Below are 18,997 nucleotides of genomic sequence, written 5' to 3'. Positions count from 1 at the left end.
CGCAGGGCGGCAGCCGCCGCGTCCTGGCCTGAGCGCCCTCGCTGGTCCGGCTCACAGCACCGCGCTACCGCGCTTGTCCTCAAACGCCGGACGGGCTGGATGATCTCGGCCGAGCCCCGGACGACGGCGTGCGGGGGCCGGGAAAAATCGTGTGCGGCCCCGCCGGCCGTCGCCGTACCCTCGGACCCATGTCGACGCCCCGCATCTCCTAGCCAGGACACACGCCTTCACGTCACCCGTGTGTCCTTTCGCTACTGCGGAGCGTATTCCCTTGATCTCTGTACGTGACATCGATCTGTGCGTCGGTGCCCGGACCCTGCTGTCCGGGGTGTCCTTCCACGTCGGTCCCGGTGACCGCGTCGGGCTCGTCGGGCGCAACGGCGCCGGCAAGACCACCCTTCTCAAGGCCCTCGCGGGGCAGGTGCCGTGTGCCGCGGGCGCGGTGACGCGCACCGGTTCCCTCGGCGTGCTCGCCCAGGACCCGGCCGCCGCCGATCCCGCGGCCACCGTCACCGACCGGATTCTGTCCGCGCGCGGCCTCGACCGGGCGGTACGCGCGCTGCGGGCCGCCGGGGCGGCCCTCGCGACGGCGTCCGGCGCCGGGCCCGAGCGCGCGGCCCTCGCCGCTTACACCCGCGCGGACGACGCGTTCCAGGCCCGCGGCGGCTACGCGGCCGAGGCCGAGGCCGCCCGCGTCGCGGCGGGCCTCGGGCTGCCCGAGCGCGTGCTCGCGCGACCCGTCGGCGAGCTGTCCGGCGGGCAGCGGCGCCGCGTCGAGCTGGCCCGCGTGCTCTTCGCGCGCCACGACGTGCTGCTGCTCGACGAGCCGACGAACCACCTGGACCGCGACTCCGTGGAGTGGCTGCGGGGCTATCTGGGCGGGTACCCGGGAGGCTTCGTGCTGATCAGCCACGACACCTCGCTGCTCGCCGCCGTCGTCAACCGCGTGTTCCACCTCGACCCGGCCCGTGCCGCCCTCGACGTGCACAACACCACCTGGCACGCCTACCTCGACCAGCGCGCCGCCGCCGACCGGCGCCGTGCCCGCGAGCGCGCCAACGCCGAGCGCAAGGCCACCGCGCTGCGCACCCAGGCCGACAAGATGCGGGCGCGCGTCGCCACCGCGACCGCGGCCAAGAACATGGCCCGGCGCGCCGACCGCATGCTCGCCGGGACGGAGCCCGTGCGCCGGGGCGAGAAGGTCGCCCGCATCCGGCTGCCCGAGCCCGCACCGTGCGGGCGCATGCCGCTGGGCGCCGTGAGCCTGGAGAAGTCGTACGGGGACCTGGCCGTGCTCAAGGGCGTCGACCTCGCCGTCGACCGGGGCAGCAGACTCGTCGTGCTCGGCTACAACGGGGCGGGGAAGACCACCCTGCTGCGGCTGCTCGCGGGCCGCGAGCGCCCCGACGGCGGGCGCGTGGTGCACGGGCACGGCCTGCGGCTCGGCTACTTCGCGCAGGAGCACGACACCCTGGACACCGGGGCGAGCGTCCGGGAGAACCTGGCGGCGGCCGCGCCGGGCCTGACCGACGGGGAGGTGCGGCGCGTGCTCGGCTCCTTCCTGTTCGGCGGCGACGACGCGGACAAGCCCGCGGGCGTGCTCTCCGGCGGTGAGAAGACCCGCCTCGCCCTCGCCGGGCTCGTGCACTCGGGCGCCAACGTGCTGCTCCTGGACGAGCCGACCAACAACCTCGACCCGGCCTCGCGCGACGAGGTGCTCGCCGCCGTGGGCACGTACCCCGGGGCGATCGTGATGGTCACCCACGACGAGGGCGCGCTCGACGCGCTGCGGCCCGACCGGGTGCTGCTGCTCCCCGACGGCACCGAGGACCTGTGGAACGCGGAGTACCGGGAGCTGGTCGCCCTGACCTGACGGGGCCGGGGCGCGGCGGCTAGGCGAGAGCCCCGGCAGCGGCCGCCGCCGTGCTCAGGGCCTCGACGAAGGCCCTGAGCACGGGGCTCTCGGGTGCCGTCGCGCGGACCGCCGCCCAGATCGAGCGCACCGGCTCGGGCCGCGCGACACGGCGTACGACCACGTCCGCGCCCTCGTCCGGGACCCCGGCGAGGCCGAGGCCCGGCACCAGGGTCACGCCCACGCCCGCCGCCGCGAAGCCCCGCGCCGTCGCGTAGTCGCCGCTGTCGACGACGGAGTCCGGGGTGAAGCCCGCCGCCGCGCACGCGTCGAGCACGGCGTCCAGGCAGGGCCCCGGCAGCTCGCTGCCCACCCAGGGCTCGCCCGCGAGGTCGGCCAGGTCGAGCACGTCCCGTCCGGCCAGGCGGTGGCCCGCAGGCAGGACCGCGCGGTAGCGGTCGTCGAGGAGGTGGACGAAGCGGACGCCGTCCACCGGCGGGGCGTCGTGGCGGCGCACCACGAGCGCCAGGTCCACGCGGCCCGCCTTCACCTCCGGCAGCGGGTCCTCGTCGAGCCGCAACTCCGTGTGCACGCCCGGGTGTTCCCGCCGCAGCCGGGCGAGGGCGGGCGCGACGAGCCGGGCGCCCGCCGTGGCGAAGTACCGCACCGAGATCCGCCCGGTGCGCCCGGTCCGCAGATCGGCGAGCGCGGTCTCCGCCTCGGCGACGTGCCGCCCGAGGGCCGCCGCGCAGTCCGCGAGCAGGCGCCCGGCGTCCGTGGGCCGCACCCCGCGCCCGGTGCGCTCCAGGAGGGCGACGCCCGCCTCCTTCTCCAGGGCCGCCATCTGCTGGCTGACCGCCGAGGGCGTGTAGCCCAGGTTCCGGGCCGCCGCGGTGACCGAGCCGCTGCTGACGACCGACCTCAGGATCTGCATGCGCCGCATGTCGAGCATGCGGTCAGCGTACGCCACGAATGTAGAGCTGCTTAAGGCTTGATCCACATCTTTTCGCTTGTCTTATAGGTCGGGTCGGGGCACCGTCGACGTACACCCGCTGCCCGCCTAGCCGCCTCTGGAGCCGTCGTGCGCGTCGCCGTCCTCGCCCTGCTGTGGGGTTCGAGCTTCCTGTGGATCAAACTCGCCCTCGACGGCGGGCTCGCGCCGCTGCACCTGACCGTGGTCCGCTGCGCGCTCGGCGCCGCCGTGCTGCTCGGGCTCGCCCGCGCCGCACGGCAGCGCCTGCCGCGCGACCGCCGCACCTGGGGGCACCTGGTCGTGGCCGCGCTGTTCTGCAACGCGCTGCCGTTCCTGTTCTTCGGCATCGGCGAGCAGACCGTCGACTCGGGCGTCGCGGGCGTCATGAACGCCACGACCCCGCTGTGGTCCCTCGGCCTCGGGCTGCTCCTGCGCACGGACCGGGGACTCGGCCGGTACCGGCTCGGCGGGCTCGTCCTCGGCTTCGCCGGTACGTCGCTGATCTTCGCGCCCTGGCACGAGGCGGGACTCGCCAGCGGTGGCGCCCTGGTGCTGCTCGCCGCCGCCGTCAGCTACGCGGTCGCCTTCGCGTACATGGCCCGCCACCTCATCGGCCGCGGCACCGAACCGCTCGCCCTGTCCGCCGCCCAGCTCCTCGTGGCCACCGGCCTGACCGCGCTCGGCCTGCCCTTCACCACGGGGTCCGGCACCGCGCCGAGCCTCACCGGCGTCGTCGCCGTCGTGCTCCTGGGCGTCTTCGGCACCGGCCTCACCTTCCACCTCAACTCCCGCCTCATCGCCGACGAGGGCCCCACGGCCGCCGCGACCGTCGGCTATCTGCTGCCGGTGGTCTCGGTCGCCCTCGGGGCCCTCGTCCTGGGGGAGGCGCTGAGCGTGCGCGTGGTGGCGGGGATGGCGGTGGTGCTCGCAGGCGTCGGGCTCACCCGCTACCGGCCGAGCAGCGAGCGCACCGCCGCCCGGTCCACGCCGTTCAGGGCGCGGACGACCGGCGGAGTGAGCAGCACCAGCAGGATGCCGAGGCCGGAGACCGCGGCGACCTGCCACGGCGACTCGATGTAGTACGCGTGGTGCTCACCGCCCGAGGTGAAGTCGTAGACGCGGTAGCCCGGCCAGTCCAGGTAGCGCTCGAAGACCCAGGAGTACGCGGGGAAGAGGGCCACGACCCAGCCCGTCACCCACAGCGTCACCGCCACGCAGAAGCTCGCCACGCGCCACGGGAACATCACGACCTGGAACAGCAGGGCCTTCCAGCCCGCCGCGTCCCCGAGCCGCGCCCACGCCCGGGCCCAGGCGCCGCCCTCGCCCGGCGTCCGCGCGGGGGCCGGGTCACCCACCGCGAGCCCGAGCCGGGTCCGCGCCCGGCGCCGCTCCACCGCGCCGAGGCCGCGGGCCCCGGCCAGCATCGCCGCGTACACGGGGATGCCGAGCAGGGTGACGGCGAGGCCCGCCCCCAGCGAGAACAGCGTGACGGCGAAGACGAAACCGGCGATCGCGACGGGCAGGTTCGTGAGCGTGTACCCGAACTCCCGGAAGGTGCCCGCCGAGACGGGCGCCCGCCAGAAGCCCGGGCGCCGCGCGGGCTCCGCCGCGGTGGCGGGGACGGCGTAGGGGAGAGTCGTGGTCATGGCGGGCCTCGCGTTCGTCTGCGTGGTGGGGACGTGCCGTGCTGACGTCCTCGACTCTCCCCGCACGGGGGCCGCGCCGACATGGGGCGAAGTGGCGTCCCGGGGTGTACCTAGGCCCCCTCTTCGCTTGTGGATCCGCTTCTGGATCCGCTTGTGGACACGAGCCGCGATCCGCGAGCCGGGAGGCTAGCCGCGCGCCGCGGAGACCTCGACGTTCTCCAGGACGCCGAGCGCGTCCGGGACGAGCACGGCGGCCGAGTAGTACGTGCTCACGAGGTAGGAGATGACGGCCTGGTCGTTGATCCCCATGAACCGCACGTTGAGCCCCGGCTCGTACTCGTCCGGTATCCCGGTCTGGCGCAGCCCGACGACGCCCTCGTCCTCCTCTCCGGTGCGTACGGCGATGATGGACGAGGTCTGCCCGGCCGAGACGGGGATCTTGCCGCACGGGAGCAGCGGGACGCCGCGCCAGGCCGGCACGCGGTGTCCGCCCATGTCCGTGTGCCCGAAGTACAGGCCCCGCTTGTTGCACTCGCGCCCGAAGGCGGCGATCGCGCGCGGGTGCGCGAACAGGAACCGCGTCTGCCGCCGCATGCTCAGCAGTTCGTCGAGGTCGTCCGGGGTCGGCGGCCCCGAGTGCGTCTGGATGCGCTGCCCGTACTCGGCGTTGTGCAGCAGGCCGAACTCCCGGTTGTTGACCAGCTCGTACTCCTGCCGCTCGCGCAGCGCCTCGATGGTCAGCCGGAGCTGCTGCTCGACCTGGTCCATCGGGTCGTTGTAGAGGTCGGCGACGCGCGAGTGCACCTTCAGGACGGTCTGCGCGACGCTCAGTTCGTACTCGCGCGGCCGGAGTTCGTAGTCGACGAACGTGCCCGGCAGGAGGGGCTCACCGGAGTGCCCGGAGGCCAGGTCGACGGCCGCCTCGCCGTGCTTGGTCTGCGGCAGGTCGCGCTCGGCGAGCCGCCGCCGCGCGTGCTCCACCAGGGCCTCGTGCCGCCCGGCGACGGCCTCGTACTCCTGCCGCGAAAGCACGAGCGCGGTGGTGGCGGTCGCGGCGCGCGCGGTGAACTCCCACTCGCCCGCGTCCGCGGCCCGCGGCGCGAGCGTCCGCCCGCCGAAGAACCCGCCGTCGGCGACGACGCCGAGCGCGGTCTCCTCGCCGTACGGGCCGCGCCCGATCCGCTCCACCCGCCCGTGCGCGACGAGCACGACCCGGTCGACGGGGTGCCCGGCCTCGACGATGACCTGCCCGGGCTCGTACTCGCGCCGCGTGAACCGCGCGGCGAGCGCCTCCAGGGCGTCGGCCTCGTCGAACCCGCGCAGCAGGCCGAGCTCGGCCAGCTCCTGCGGGACGACGCGGACGTCGGCCCCCTCCTGCACGAAGGCCACCCGGCCGTCGCCCACGGCGTACGTGAGGCGTCGGTTGACCCGGTACGTGCCGCCCCTCACCTCCGCCCACGGCAGCGACCGCAGCACCCAGCGGGAGCTGATGCCCTGCATCTGCGGCACGGTCTTGGTGGTCGTCGCCAGGTTCCGCGCGGCGGCGACCCCCAGGCTCAACTGGGCGCGCCCGCCCTCCTGTCCGGTGTCCGGCTGCTGCTCCGCTGCTGTCGACATCGCACGTCCCTTCGGGCTTCGGCACGACCTGCTGAGGCGCGACGAGCCAAACAACCGGCGCGAACCCGGTCAACGAGCGCCCTGTCCGCCGCGCGCGCCCGATGGCCGGTAAGCGGCGGTGCCCAAGACGGCCAGGCACGTCGTGGCACGTCGAACGCCCGCGCCCCCCCTCCTGTGGGCCAAGGCCCCTTGAGGGAATGGCCGTTTGGCATATCACTCGAACGTGTAAATCCAGCGAGGTGTGAGCCCAGGGTGGTGGTGGCAGACCCAGGCTCGGCTGACTCTCCCCGCCGCGGCCGCCGCGCCCCGACGATCGATCCATGCAGCGATTCACGAACAAGACGGCACTGATCACCGGCGGCACCAGCGGCATGGGCCTCGCGACGGCACGGCGCCTCCTCGACGAGGGCGCGCACGTGGTCGTCACCGGCCGGGACGAGGCCCGCCTGGCGAAGGCCGCGGCGGAGCTCGGCGCCCCCGACCGCGTGCTGGCCGTCCGGGCGGACGCGAGCAGCCTGGCGGACCTGGACGCGCTGATGAGCGAGGTCGAGGCGTGGCGCGGCGGCCTGGACACGGTCTTCGCGAACGCGGGCGTGGGCGTCTTCAAGCCCAGCGCGGAGATCACCGAGGAGGACTTCGACCTCGCGGTGAACGTGAACTTCAAGGGCGTCTACTTCACCGCCCAGAAGGCCGTCCCCCTCCTGCGGGAGGGCGGCTCCCTCGTCCTCAACGCCTCCTGGACCCTCCACCGGGGCCTCGCCGTGGCGTCGGTCTACTCCGCCACCAAGGCGGCGGTCCACAACCTGGCCCGCACCCTGGGCGCCGACCTCGCCCCCCGGGGCATCCGCGTCAACTCCGTCAGCCCCGGCTACATCGACACCCCCATGTACCGCGAGGCCAACCCGGACCCCGCCGCCGAGTCCGCCGTCACCGCCCAGGTCCCCCTCGCAGCGCTCGGCCGCGCCGAGGAGGTCGCCGCCGCGGTCGCCTTCCTGGCCTCGCCCGACGCGTCGTACGTCACGGGGCAGGACCTGGTGGTCGACGGCGGCCTGGTGGGCTCCGTCCCCGCGGCCTAGGGGACAACGTCGAAGGGCCCCGCTGCAAGCAGCGGGGCCCTTCGACGTTAGTGCCCGGTGAGGCACTGGCGGAGGATACGAGATTCGAACTCGTGAGGGGTTGCCCCCAACACGCTTTCCAAGCGTGCGCCCTAGGCCTCTAGGCGAATCCTCCGCGGCAAACAATACAAGACGTTGAGGAGTGCTCGCGAACTCGTTCCCGGGGGCCGGGATCGGCTACTGTGGGGGCCAGCCCCTCACGTGGCGCTATCTGACTGAACTCCCCCAGGGCCGGAAGGCAGCAAGGGTAGGTCGGCTCTGGCGGGTGCGTGGGGGGCGCTTTGCGTTCTGTGGCCGGTGCTGCCGCCGGGCGGTCCGTGTTGTCAGTGGGCGCCATTAACCTCGTATGTGTGTCGTCTCTCGCGCTGTACCGCCGCTATCGCCCGGAGTCGTTCGCCGAGGTCATCGGGCAGGAGCATGTAACCGACCCGCTGCAGCAGGCGCTGCGGAACAACCGGGTCAATCACGCGTACCTGTTCAGCGGCCCGCGCGGCTGCGGCAAGACGACGAGCGCGCGCATCCTCGCCCGGTGTCTGAACTGTGAGCAAGGTCCCACTCCGACCCCCTGCGGGGAGTGCCAGTCCTGCCGCGACCTCGCGCGGAACGGACCGGGGTCGATCGACGTCATCGAGATCGACGCCGCCTCGCACGGTGGCGTGGACGACGCGCGCGACCTGCGCGAGAAGGCCTTCTTCGGCCCTGCGAGCAGCCGGTACAAGATCTACATCATCGACGAGGCCCACATGGTCACGTCGGCGGGGTTCAACGCCCTCCTGAAGGTCGTCGAGGAGCCCCCGGAGCATCTGAAGTTCATCTTCGCCACGACCGAGCCCGAGAAGGTCATCGGCACCATCCGGTCGCGCACGCACCACTATCCGTTCCGTCTCGTGCCCCCCGGCACCCTGCGGGACTACCTCTCCGAGGTGTGCGGGCGCGAGGAGATCCCCGTGGCGGACGGGGTGCTGCCCCTGGTCGTGCGCGCGGGCGCCGGTTCCGTGCGCGACTCCATGTCCGTGATGGACCAGCTCCTCGCGGGCGCCCGCGAGGACGGTGTGACGTACGCCATGGCGACCGGCCTCCTCGGGTACACGGACGGGTCGCTCCTCGACTCGGTCGTCGAGGCCTTCGCCTCGGGCGACGGCGCGGCCGCCTTCGAGGTCGTCGACCACGTCATCGAGGGCGGGAACGACCCGCGGCGGTTCGTCGCCGACCTCCTGGAGCGGCTGCGGGACCTCGTGATCCTCGCCGCCGTCCCCGACGCCGCCGAGAAGGGCCTCATCGACGCCCCCGCCGACGTCGTCGAGCGCATGCAGGCGCAGGCCGGGGTGTTCGGCGCCGCCGAGCTCAGCCGCGCCGCCGACCTCGTCAACCAGGGACTCACGGAGATGCGCGGTGCCACCTCGCCGCGGCTCCAGCTGGAGCTGATCTGCGCCCGCGTGCTGCTGCCCGCCGCGTACGACGACGAGCGGGCCGTCATGGCCCGCCTCGACCGCCTGGAGCGCGGCGGACACTTCATGGCGCAGGGCCCCGCCTCAGCACCCCCCATGGGGTACGTCCCCGGGCCCGAGGCCCACGCGGGCGTGCAGCAGCCGGGCGTCGCCGTGCCGCCGCCCGCGCCCGTCGGCCCGCCCATCCCGCCCGGAGGGGGTCCGGCCGCCGCGCGTGCCGCGGTGCGGGGGGCCCCCGCCGGGGACGCGTCCGCGTCCGCCGATGCCGCGCCGGGGGCCACGCCGCCTCCGCCGCCGTCACCGCCCGCGCCGCAGGCCGCGCCGGTGCAGGCCGCGCCGCCCGTCGCCCCGAGCCCGCCCGCGCCCCCGGCCCCGGAGCCCGCGCCCGCCGCGAACCGCCCCGGCGGCTGGCCCACCGCCTCCGCGCCGGGTGGCGGGGCCCCCGCCGCGCCCCGGCCCGGCGGCTGGCCCACGGCCGCCTCCGCGGGCGGCGGTGCCCCTGCGCCCGCTCCCGCGCCGAGCGCGCCGTCCGCCCCGCCCGCGGCCCCCCAGACCCCGGCCCCGCAGGCCGCCGCGCCCGCCCCCACCGGCGGCCTCGACCCCCGCGCCCTCTGGCCGAACATCCTCGAGGCGGTCAAGAACCGCCGCCGCTTCACCTGGATCCTGCTCAGCCAGAACGCGCAGGTGGCGGGCTTCGACGGCACGACCCTCCAGCTCGGCTTCGTCAACGCCGGCGCCCGGGACAACTTCGCGAGCAGCGGCAGCGAGGAAGTCCTGCGCCAGGCGCTGTCCGAGCAGTTCGGCGTGCAGTGGAAGGTCGAGGCGATCATCGACCCGTCCGGGGGCAGCGCGCCGCCGCCCGCCGCGGGCGGCTTCGGCGGCGGCCAGAGCGGCGGCCCGAGCGGTGGCTATGCCGCTCCGGCCGCTCCCCGGCCCGCCCCGCAGGCGCCCGCGGCCCCGGCCCCGCAGCCCGCCACCCGCCCCGCCCCGCCCCAGGCACCCCCGGCCGCGCCCGCCCCCGCCCCCCGGCCCCGGAGCACATCGCCCCGGAGGACGACACCCCCGAGGACGACGACCCGGACCTCGTCGACTCGGCCCTCTCCGGCCACGAACTGATCGTCCGCGAGCTGGGGGCGACGGTGGTCGAGGAGTACACGAACGAGTAGGCGAAGCCCCCCTGGGGCGCCCCGCGAGGGCCCACCCGCGCCGCACTCGTACGAACCCACAAACCTCCCCCACCCCCCACCTAGGACACCCGACCAAACCCACCCGCCCCGCCGGGCTAGGCTGACCCCGTGAAGGTCCTCGTCATCGGCAGCGGTGCCCGCGAACACGCCCTGTGCCGCTCCCTGTCCCTCGACCCCGCGGTCACCGCCCTGCACTGCGCTCCCGGCAACGCCGGCATCGCGGACGCGGCCGAGCTCCACCCGGTGGACGCCCTGGACGGCGCCGCCGTGGCCGGGCTCGCCCGTGACCTCGGGGCGGATCTCGTCGTCGTGGGGCCGGAGGCGCCCCTCGTCGCCGGAGTCGCCGACGCGGTGCGGGACGCGGGCATCCCGTGCTTCGGACCGTCCAAGGAGGCCGCGCGCCTGGAGGGCTCCAAGGCCTTCGCCAAGGACGTGATGGCGGGCGCCGGGGTACCCACGGCACGCTCGTACGTCTGCACCACCGCCGCGGAGGTCGACGAGGCCCTCGACGCCTTCGGCGCGCCGTACGTGGTCAAGGACGACGGCCTCGCCGCGGGCAAGGGCGTCGTGGTCACCGACGACGTCGAGCAGGCGAGGGAGCACGCCCGTGCCTGCGGCCGCGTCGTCATCGAGGAGTTCCTCGACGGCCCCGAGGTGTCGCTGTTCGCCGTCACCGACGGCGAGACCGTCGTCCCGCTGCGCCCCGCCCAGGACTTCAAGCGCGCGCTTGACGGCGACGAGGGTCCCAACACCGGCGGCATGGGCGCCTACTCGCCGCTGCCGTGGGCCGACCCGAAGCTCGTCGACGAGGTCCAGGAGACGGTGCTCCAGCCGACGGTCGACGAACTGCGCCGCCGCGGCACCCCCTTCTCCGGACTGCTGTACGCCGGGCTCGCGATCACCGCCCGCGGCGTCCGCGTCATCGAGTTCAACGCCCGCTTCGGCGACCCCGAGACGCAGGTCGTCCTCGCCCGGCTCCAGACCCCGCTCGCGGGCGTCCTGCTCGCCGCCGCGAACGGCACGCTCGCCGACCTGCCGCCACTGCGCTGGAGCGACGACGCGGCCGTCACCGTCGTCATCGCCTCGCACAACTACCCGGACACCCCGCGCACCGGCGACCCCATCGTGGGCCTCGACGCGGTCGCGGCGCACGACGCCCCGACCGCGTACGTCCTGCACGCGGGCACCAAGCGCGACGGCGACGCGGTCGTCAGCGCGGGCGGCCGCGTGCTGTCCGTGACGGCGACCGGAGCCGATCTGACGCAGGCGCGCGAGCGCGCGTACACGGCGGTGGCCCGCATCAGCCTGGACGGCTCCCAGCACCGCACGGACATCGCGGAGAAGGCCGCCCGCGAGCAGTAGGAGCGGCCCGTGGGCAGCCGGGGGCGACCAGGTCGTGACGTAACGTAAGGCCATGGCCTCGACCTGCCCCCGTGCCCGCCTCCTGTACGTCACCGACCTCGCCTACGAGGCACGCGGACGGCGCTACTGCGACGAGGACATCCACCTGTCCGCCCGGCTGCGCGAGGACTTCGACGTCGCGCTGTGCCACCCGCTGGACGCGGCCGCCCTGATGGACGGCTTCGACCTCGTCCTCGTACGCAACAGCGGACCCGTCATCCACTACCAGAAGGCGTACGACGCCTTCCGGGAGCGCGCGCTGCGCGGCGGCGTACGCGTGTACAACCCGCTGACGGGCCGCGCCGACATGGCGGGCAAGCAGTACCTCGTCGACCTGACCGCCGAGGGGCTGCCGGTCATCCCGACCGCCGACCGCGCCGAGGACCTCCACCGGCTCCCCGAGGCCGAGGCGTACGTCGTCAAGCCCAAGCTCGGCGCCGACTCCATCGGCCTGCGGACGGTCGGCCGCGAGGAGCTGGCGGGCCTGGACTTCACCGAGGGCGGCGGGCTCCTCGCTCAGCCCCGGATCGACTTCGGCTACGAGGTGTCCTTCTACTTCATCGACGACGCCTTCCAGTACGCGCTGTACGCCCCCCGCCCCGACCGGCGCTGGCAGCTCGAACCGTACGCGCCGACGGCCGAGGACCTGGACTTCGCGCGGAGGTTCGTCGGCTGGAACACGCTCCCGTACGGCATCCAGCGCGTCGACGCCTGCCGGGCGCCCGACGGACGCCTGCTCCTGGTCGAGCTGGAGGACCTCAATCCGTATCTGTCCCTCGACCTCATCGGCGCCGAAGGGCAGCGGGCGTTCGCCGGGAACCTGGCCGCGTCGCTCCGTCGTTACCTGACGGCCAGCTTTGCCCAAAGCCATTCCATCGAGTGACCGCTGGCCCATCCGGCTGACGGTGACCAGTGTCCCAACTAGTGTGCGGCGCAGGCGTTCCGGCACTCATAGCCAAACAGCCCACCGGCATTGCGATGTCGGTGGCGGGTGCCACAGTGGGGGAGTGAGCAACGCCATCGACGTGCGCCGCCGGCTCCGGCCGACGGCCGAGCTGTGAGGCAGTAGGGGGTGTCTTCGGTCGTGTCAGGTATGGGTGAGGAGGCGGGCGCGCAGGCCGCGCGCTCCCGGGCTCTCGCCGTGCTGCGCATCCGCGGCAGGGCGCTGGCCGTCGCCCTGCTGCCCGCGGCCGTCGCCGTCGTTCTGCTGGCCGCGGCGGCCACCGGCCGCGTCGAGGGCACCGTCTGGGCGGCGGCCCGCTGGGCCGTCACGGTGCTCGCCGTGCTCGCCCTCGCCGCCGCCGCGGTCGTCGCCCTGGTCGTCGCCCGCGCCAGACCGGCCCTGAGCCCCACGGTCCCGATCAGCGAAGCCGCGGCGCCGGACCTGTACCGCCTGGTGCGCGACCTCGCCGACCGCCTGGACGTCCCCGCGCCCTCCGCGATAGCGCTCACCCCGGACTGCGACAGCTGGCTGGAGGACCGCACCCACCCGGCCCACGGCGCGTGCGCACGCCGCCGCGAGGCCGGGGCGCCCCAGGGCGAAGGACCGCCCGCGGGCGGTGCGGACGACGCCGACGACGCCGACGACACGGACTCCGGTACGCGGATAGGCGGCGGCCGCCCGGTCAGGAGCCGCGCCCCCGCCGCCCCGGTGCTCGTCATCGGCTCGCCCTTCCTGTGGTGGATGCGGGTAGGCGAGCTGCGCGCCGTCCTCGCCCCCGTCGTCGCGGGCACGGGCCCCTCGGCCCACCCGGACATAGCGGCCGCCCGCCGCTTCGTGCGCGGCCTGGACGCGGCCGTCGCCGTCGCCTCCGCGCCCGGCCGCGGACCGCTCGCCCGCACCGTCCTCGGCGGTGTCGGCTGGGTGGCGCGGCTGCTGCTCCGCGGCTGCCGGATGCACGCGGCGGAGATGGAGCGCGGCGTCGCGGCCGCCGCCGCCGAGCGCGCCCAGACCGTGGACTACGGCGCGCGGATCGTCGCCCAGGAGCAGGTGGGCCTCGCGTACGCGGGCTGGGACCGGCTCCTGACCCGGGTCGCGCTGCCCGCCTGGCGCATGGGCCGGTGGCCCTCACGCCTCGACGCGGGGGTGGTCTCGGCCCTCACCGAGCTGTCCCGCAGGGACCGCCTCGCCGAAGGCTTCGCCTCGCGGCTCGGCGAGCGCCCCGCCTGCGACCTCCTGGAGGAGCCCGGCACGGTGGACGAGGCCGCCTCGCTGCTCGCCGCCCGGCTCTTCCACGGCGGCCCCGCCGAGTCGGGCCCCGGCTGGGCCCCGGTGGCCTGGCAGGAGTACCCGGACGAGATCGTCGACCGCAAGTGGCGCATGGACGCGGCCCGCCTGCACCGCGTGCTCGACGCGCTCGGCGTCAGCCGCTCCTGCGACCCCGAGGCCCCCGACCCCGAGGGCCCGACGCTCGGCCGGGTCATCGACCATCTGACGGACCCGGAGCGGGCGGCCCGCCGCGGCCCCGGCACCCGCGAGGCCGACGACCACTACGCCGACGCGGCCCCGGCCGACGAAGACCGCGAAGACTCCGACGAGGGCCGCAGCGGCCAGCTCGCCGCCGGGCTCAGCGCCGAGCTGGCCCGCGAGGAGGCCGCGGCCCCCGCCCGGCCCGCCCCCACGGGCCAGTCCCCGGACGACGCGCTCTGGGACGACGGCGCGCTGCCCCTGTTCCCGCTCCAGCCGCCCCGGTCGGGCCGTGAGCTGCTCGCCGACCACGTCTCCGCGATGGTGTGCTGCGCGGCCATGGACACGGCGGGCGCCACCCCCGGCCTCGACTGGCTGGATGGCCCCTCCCTGCTGCTCGGCGGCGAGCGCGCCGCCGACCTCACCCCGCGCGTCCTCACGCTCGTGGAGGACGGCGACCCGGAGCCGCTGCGCGCCTGGCTCACCACCCAGGGCGTCCGCCCGGAGAAGCCCCTGCGTCTCGTCTGACGCCCCGCCCCCACGGCGCCCGGCCGTCCGCCCCTCCCATCCCGGAGCGAAACGTTCCGGTCATCGCCGGTCTCGTTAATTCACGACGAACGGTGACGGACCGCGTGCGTAATGTGATGTGCTGGTGCAGGGAAAGGGAAAGACCGCCGCGGCCCGCGGCGGCTCCGCCTCCGCACCGGCACGGAGCCATCGACCACGCAGCGGCGGAGAACAGGCTCGGGGGAGCGAGGGAGGGGACACGCATGGGACCGGAGCCGATCCGCCGCTGGGAGTCGGGCGCCCTCGCCCACGCCGTGACCGACCCCTTCGGCCAGGGCCCGCTGCCCTGGCTCCGGGGCGCCGAGCACTACTTCGACGACACCGGCCAGGTCGTGCCCTGGTACGTCGACCACGCCCCGGCACCCGGCGCCACCCGGCCCGCCCGCGCCCCCGCCCCGCGCCCCGGCGGCGGCCCCCGCACCGCCGACGACGTGCACCGGCAGATCAAGGGCTTCACGAGCACCGGCGCCGCCGCCCCCGGCGAGGCCCTCGACTTCCACATCACGGTCGACCCGCCGCAGCAGTTCAGCGTGGACATCTACCGCATCGGCCACTACGGCGGCGACGGCGCCGCGCAGATCACCACGAGCCCCCGCCTCGCCGGCATCGTGCAGCCCCCGCCGCTCACCGCCGACCGCACCGTCTCCTGCCACCACTGGTGGCTGTCCTGGCGCCTGCAGATCCCCGCGTACTGGAACATCGGCGCGTACGTCGCCGTCCTCACCACCGTCGACGGCTACCGCTCCCACGTGCCCTTCACCGTCCGCGACAGCCTCGTCCAGGGCGAGCTGGGCCACGCCCCCTCCGCCGATCTGCTCGTGGTGCTGCCCGACATCACCTGGCAGGCGTACAACCTCTACCCGGAGGACGGCCGCACCGGCGCCAGCCTGTACCACGCCTGGGACGACCACGGCCGGCTGCTCGGCGAGAGCGAGGCCGCCGTCACCGTCTCCTTCGACCGGCCGTACGCGGGCGCGGGCCTGCCCCTGCACGTGGGCCACGCCTACGATTTCATCCGCTGGGCCGAGCGGTACGGCTACGACCTCGCCTACGCCGACGCCCGCGACCTGCACGCGGGCCGCATCGACCCGTCCCGCTACCGCGGCCTGGTCTTCCCCGGCCACGACGAGTACTGGTCCGCCGCGATGCGCCGCACCGCCGAACTGGCCCGGGAGAACGGCACCTCGCTCGTCTTCCTCTCCGCCAACACCCTGTACTGGCAGGTGGAGCTGGGCCCGTCCCCGTCCGGCGTCCCCGACCGCCTGCTGACCTGCCGCAAGCGCCGCGGCCCCGGGAAGGCCGCGCTGTGGCGCGAGGTCGACGCCCCCGAGCAGCAGCTCATGGGCATCCAGTACGCGGGCCGGGTCCCCGAGCCGCACCCGCTGATCGTCCGCAACGCCGACCACTGGCTCTGGGAGGCCACCGGCGCGCACGAGGGCGACGGGATCGAGGGCCTGGTCGCGGGCGAGGCCGACCGCTACTTCCCGCGCACGGCGCTGCCCGAGCACCAGGACCGCATCCTGCTCGCCCACTCCCCGTACGAGGACAGCGAGGGCACCGTCCGCCACCAGGAGACCTCGCTGTACCGCGCCCCCTCCGGCGCGCTCGTCTTCGCCTCCGGGACCTTCGCCTGGTCCCCCGCGCTCGACCGCCCCGGCCACATCGACGCCCGGGTCCAGCGCGCCACCGCCAACCTCCTCGACCGGATCTGCAAGCGCGACTGACCCCGGCGCGGACGCCGCCGCGGCCCCGTCCCGTCGAGAGTCGGCCAACCCTTGGCCAAGACCACTCCCCGCATACGGGAGAATCGGAGCACTTGGACAGAACCACGGGGAGGAACCGTGTCCGGATTCGTCGAAAAGCCCGAGCCGATCCAGGTTCCGGGCCTGGTGCATCTGCACACCGGCAAGGTGCGCGAGCTGTACCAGAACGAGGCGGGCGACCTCGTGATGGTCGCCAGCGACCGCATGTCCGCCTACGACTGGGTGCTCCCGACCGAGATCCCCGACAAGGGGCGCGTACTGACCCGGCTTTCGCTGTGGTGGTTCGACCAGCTCGCCGACATCGCCCCGAACCACGTGCTCTCCACGGACCTGCCGGCCGGGGCTCCCGCCGACTGGGAGGGGCGCACGCTGGTCTGCAAGCGCCTGGAGATGGTGCCCGTCGAGTGCGTGGCCCGCGGCTATCTGACGGGCTCGGGCCTCGTCGAGTACAACGAGACGCGCACCGTCTGCGGCCTCGCCCTTCCCGAGGGCCTGACCGACGGCTCCGAGCTGCCCGCGCCGATCTTCACGCCCGCCACCAAGGCGGAGGTCGGCGAGCACGACGAGAACGTCAGTTACGAGGAGGTGGCGCGCCAGGTCGGTGCCGAGACGGCGGCCCAGCTGCGCCAGACCACCCTCGCCGTGTACGGCAGGGCCCGGGACATCGCGCGCGACCGGGGCGTGATCCTCGCCGACACGAAGTTCGAGTTCGGCTACGAGGGGGAGAGCCTGGTCCTGGCCGACGAGGTCCTGACGCCGGACTCGTCCCGCTTCTGGCCCGCCGACTCCTGGGAGCCGGGCCACGCCCAGCCCTCCTTCGACAAGCAGTTCGTCCGCAACTGGCTGACGTCGCCGGCGTCCGGCTGGGACCGCCACGGCGAGCAGCCGCCCCCGCCGCTGCCGGGGGACGTGGTCGAGGCCACCCGCGCCAAGTACGTCGAGGCGTACGAGCGGCTCACCGGCACCGCCTGGTAGCCGGGCGCACGAGAAAGCCCCCCGGTTCGGAGAACCGGGGGGCTTCAGTTGAGCGGACGACCAGGTTCGAACTGGCGACCTCAACCTTGGCAAGGTTGCGCTCTACCAACTGAGCTACGTCCGCGCTGCGCCGAAGCGCGATAGCTACTATACCCAACCTCGCTCGCGCGCGAGACGCACTGCCGCGTGCCGGTTCTCGGCACCGGTCTTGGTGACCGCCGACGAGAGGTAGTTCCGGACCGTCCCCTGGGACAGTGAGGCGCGCTCGGCGATCTCCGCGACGGACGCGCCGTCGGCGGCGAGTTCGAGCACTTCGGCCTCGCGGGCGGTCAGCGGGGAGTCCCCCGCGGAGATCGCGTCGGCCGCCAACTCCTGGTCCACGTACCGCCGTCCGTCGTGCACGGTGCGGATGATCTCGGCGAGCCGCTGTGCGCTCACCGTCTTCGGTACGAATCCGCGCACACCGACCGCGAGCGCCCGCTTGAGGTGTCCCGGGCGGCCGTGGCTGGTCACGATCATGACGCGGCAGTCCGGGAGTTCGTCCCGCAGGGATGTGGCCACGCTCACACCGTCGGCGCCCGGCATCTGGAGGTCGAGCACGGCCACGTCGGGCCGGTGGGCCCGCGCCATGGCGAGGGCCTCGGGCCCGGAGGCGGCCTCGGCGACGACGGCGAGGTCGTCCTCCAGGCTGAGCAGGGCGGCGAGCGCGCCGCGGATCAGATGCTCGTCGTCGGCGAGCAGCACGCGCACGGTCACGAGACCTTCGCCTCCGGGGCTCCGGCCGGGACGGCGTGCTCGGCGTGCTCGGCGTCCTCGGCCCGGCGGGTTCCGTCGGGCATCGGCACCCGCGCGGTGAGCCGGAAGAGGCCGCTGTCGGCGGCGTGCTCAAGGGTGCCGTCCACGGCGGCGAGGCGCTCGCGGAGCCCGGCGAGGCCGGTGCCGCCCGCGGCCGCGCGGGCCTCGGGCACCCCGTCGTTCTCGATGGTCAACGTCGTCCGTCCTTCCATGACCGACACGGTGATGGAGCAGTGCTGCGCGTCGCCGTGGCGCAGCACGTTCGTGGTGCCTTCGCGCACCACCCAGCCGAGGGCCGACTGCACCGCGGCGGGCAGGCCCGCGGGCTCCCCGGTCACCCGGCAGGTGATCCCGGCGGCCTCAAGGACGCCCTGGGCCCCCGCGAGTTCCACGCCGAGGTCGGCCTCGCGGTAGCCGCGTACGACGTCCCTGATCTCCCGCTGCGACTGCTGGGCGATGCGCTGCACCTCGACCATCTGGTCCACCGCCTCGGGCCGCCCGCGCCGGGCCAGCTGCGCGGCGAGCTCGCTCTTGAGCGCGATGACGGCGAGGTTGCGCCCCATCACGTCGTGCAGATCGCGGCCGAAGCGCAGCCGCTCCTCGGCGACGGCGAGCCGGGACTCGACCTCGCGGGCCCGGTCGGCCTCCCACATCACCGCGAGCGTCCAGGCCCCGCAGCGCGTGCTGAGCAGGGCCACACCGGCGCCGAACGCGACCAGCACGGCGATCCCGAGCAGCCGCCCGTCGCGTACGCCGACCGCGGTGAAACCGGCCACGACCACCGCCTCGACGAGCGCGAAGCGCACGAAGAAGCTCCGCAGCGGCAGGGCGAAGGCGAGCGCCTCGAAGTGCGGTACGACGAGGAAGGCCACGGGGAAGCCGATCAGGCCCTCCTCGACGCCGTCGACGGCCTGGAGCGCGAGGGCGAGGCCGAGCATGGCCACCATCAGGGAGCGCGACACGGCGAGGTCGCGCGCGGGGTACGGCGCGCGCCCCAGGTAGTGGTTGAGCGCTCGCCGCACGCTGCGGTTCACCTGGACGCACTGCCCGGCGGCCGTCACGATGATCGCCCAGCCGAGCACCTGGGCCGGGAGGTCCGGCGCCAGGCTCAGGCCGAGCGGCAGCGAGCCCCAGCTGAGGTAGAGCAGCCAGGGCATGGCGTGCCAGATCGCCACGGACTGGAGTTCCACCCGCTCGATCTTGCTGCGCTCGTGCCAGCCGCGCTGCCAGGCCCGCATCCGGCCGACCACG

At 74.7% G+C, this 18,997-nt stretch carries 12 protein-coding genes, 2 tRNA genes, 1 other RNA gene and 2 pseudogenes; 10 read left to right on the top strand and 7 right to left on the bottom strand.

Going from position 1 to position 18,997, the window contains the following annotated elements; genetic code table 11:
• The first annotated feature begins 271 nt into the window (after positions 1-271).
• Entirely contained in the window at positions 272-1,873 is a 1,602-nt protein-coding gene (locus tag CP982_RS20905) for an ABC-F family ATP-binding cassette domain-containing protein (RefSeq protein ID WP_170316464.1), read from the top strand.
• A 19-nt stretch (positions 1,874-1,892) separates the two neighbouring features.
• Here the strand turns inward: CP982_RS20905 and CP982_RS20900 are convergent, their stop codons facing one another.
• On the bottom strand, positions 1,893-2,804 hold the full coding sequence (locus CP982_RS20900; protein WP_150511937.1) for a LysR family transcriptional regulator: 912 nt from the start codon (positions 2,802-2,804) through the stop codon (positions 1,893-1,895).
• Between the two features lie 129 nt (positions 2,805-2,933).
• Between CP982_RS20900 and CP982_RS20895 the strand changes: the two genes are divergently transcribed.
• On the top strand, positions 2,934-3,905 hold the full coding sequence (locus CP982_RS20895; RefSeq protein WP_150511936.1) for a DMT family transporter: 972 nt from the start codon (positions 2,934-2,936) through the stop codon (positions 3,903-3,905).
• Here CP982_RS20895 and CP982_RS42565 read toward each other — a convergent pair.
• Positions 3,842-4,471: pseudogene (locus CP982_RS42565) on the bottom strand (sensor domain-containing protein); the annotation flags it as partial. The gene CP982_RS20895 and the pseudogene CP982_RS42565 sit on opposite strands and share 64 nt — an antisense overlap.
• A gap of 186 nt (positions 4,472-4,657) precedes the next feature.
• The gene (locus CP982_RS20885) at positions 4,658-6,088 is read right to left on the bottom strand and encodes a family 2B encapsulin nanocompartment shell protein (protein ID WP_150511934.1); all 1,431 of its coding nucleotides are present in this window, start codon (positions 6,086-6,088) and stop codon (positions 4,658-4,660) included.
• Positions 6,089-6,408: 320 nt separating this feature from the next.
• Here CP982_RS20885 and CP982_RS20880 point away from each other — a divergent pair, with 320 nt between their 5' ends.
• Positions 6,409-7,164, top strand: a complete 756-nt coding sequence (locus CP982_RS20880) for an SDR family oxidoreductase (RefSeq protein ID WP_150511933.1) — start codon at positions 6,409-6,411, stop codon at positions 7,162-7,164.
• A 66-nt stretch (positions 7,165-7,230) separates the two neighbouring features.
• Here the strand turns inward: CP982_RS20880 and CP982_RS20875 are convergent.
• Positions 7,231-7,318 (bottom strand) — tRNA-Ser (locus tag CP982_RS20875).
• Positions 7,319-7,391: 73 nt separating this feature from the next.
• Here CP982_RS20875 and ffs point away from each other — a divergent pair.
• The 7 genes and pseudogenes from ffs to CP982_RS20840 all read left to right on the top strand — a co-directional run bounded on the left by ffs (position 7,392) and on the right by CP982_RS20840 (position 16,951).
• Positions 7,392-7,490, top strand: an RNA gene (ffs, locus tag CP982_RS20870) — signal recognition particle sRNA small type.
• A 63-nt stretch (positions 7,491-7,553) separates the two neighbouring features.
• Positions 7,554-9,817 (top strand): annotated as a pseudogene (locus tag CP982_RS20865) (DNA polymerase III subunit gamma and tau).
• 129 nt (positions 9,818-9,946) lie between these two features.
• Entirely contained in the window at positions 9,947-11,200 is a 1,254-nt protein-coding gene (gene purD, locus CP982_RS20860; protein ID WP_150511932.1) for a phosphoribosylamine--glycine ligase, read from the top strand.
• 52 nt (positions 11,201-11,252) lie between these two features.
• A complete protein-coding gene (locus CP982_RS20855; protein ID WP_150511931.1) occupies positions 11,253-12,122 on the top strand; it encodes an ATP-grasp domain-containing protein in 870 nt (289 codons plus the stop codon).
• A 210-nt stretch (positions 12,123-12,332) separates the two neighbouring features.
• Complete coding sequence (locus CP982_RS20850; RefSeq protein WP_150515606.1) at positions 12,333-14,174, top strand: hypothetical protein; 1,842 nt, start codon at positions 12,333-12,335, stop codon at positions 14,172-14,174.
• Positions 14,175-14,416: 242 nt separating this feature from the next.
• Positions 14,417-15,937, top strand: coding sequence for a N,N-dimethylformamidase beta subunit family domain-containing protein (locus tag CP982_RS20845; RefSeq protein WP_150511930.1), 1,521 nt, complete (start codon positions 14,417-14,419; stop codon positions 15,935-15,937).
• 117 nt (positions 15,938-16,054) lie between these two features.
• Positions 16,055-16,951, top strand: a complete 897-nt coding sequence (locus CP982_RS20840; protein WP_150511929.1) for a phosphoribosylaminoimidazolesuccinocarboxamide synthase — start codon at positions 16,055-16,057, stop codon at positions 16,949-16,951.
• A 51-nt stretch (positions 16,952-17,002) separates the two neighbouring features.
• Here CP982_RS20840 and CP982_RS20835 read toward each other — a convergent pair.
• The 3 genes from CP982_RS20835 to CP982_RS20825 form a co-directional block, all read right to left on the bottom strand.
• Positions 17,003-17,075, bottom strand: a tRNA-Gly gene (locus CP982_RS20835).
• Between the two features lie 23 nt (positions 17,076-17,098).
• Positions 17,099-17,707 (bottom strand): response regulator transcription factor, encoded by a 609-nt coding sequence (locus tag CP982_RS20830; RefSeq protein WP_150511928.1) that lies wholly within the window; start codon positions 17,705-17,707, stop codon positions 17,099-17,101.
• Positions 17,704-18,996 (bottom strand): sensor histidine kinase, encoded by a 1,293-nt coding sequence (locus tag CP982_RS20825; RefSeq protein ID WP_229879296.1) that lies wholly within the window; start codon positions 18,994-18,996, stop codon positions 17,704-17,706. Before CP982_RS20825 ends, CP982_RS20830 begins: the two co-directional genes overlap by 4 nt.
• Position 18,997 lies beyond the last annotated feature (1 nt).

The sequence above is a fragment of the Streptomyces spectabilis genome (genome assembly GCF_008704795.1).
Taxonomy (GTDB): domain Bacteria; phylum Actinomycetota; class Actinomycetes; order Streptomycetales; family Streptomycetaceae; genus Streptomyces; species Streptomyces spectabilis.
Note: the sequence above shows the minus strand (reverse complement) of the source record. Positions and strands in the feature narration are given on the sequence as shown.

Coding starts and splice junctions, on each gene's coding strand:
- CP982_RS20850 (WP_150515606.1), top strand. CDS start 12,333: ATGGGTGAGGAGGCGGGCGCGCAGGCCGCGCGCTCCCGGGCTCTCGCC.
- CP982_RS20855 (WP_150511931.1), top strand. CDS start 11,253: ATGGCCTCGACCTGCCCCCGTGCCCGCCTCCTGTACGTCACCGACCTC.
- CP982_RS20900 (WP_150511937.1), bottom strand. CDS start 2,804: ATGCTCGACATGCGGCGCATGCAGATCCTGAGGTCGGTCGTCAGCAGC.
- CP982_RS20885 (WP_150511934.1), bottom strand. CDS start 6,088: ATGTCGACAGCAGCGGAGCAGCAGCCGGACACCGGACAGGAGGGCGGG.
- CP982_RS20845 (WP_150511930.1), top strand. CDS start 14,417: ATGGGACCGGAGCCGATCCGCCGCTGGGAGTCGGGCGCCCTCGCCCAC.
- CP982_RS20880 (WP_150511933.1), top strand. CDS start 6,409: ATGCAGCGATTCACGAACAAGACGGCACTGATCACCGGCGGCACCAGC.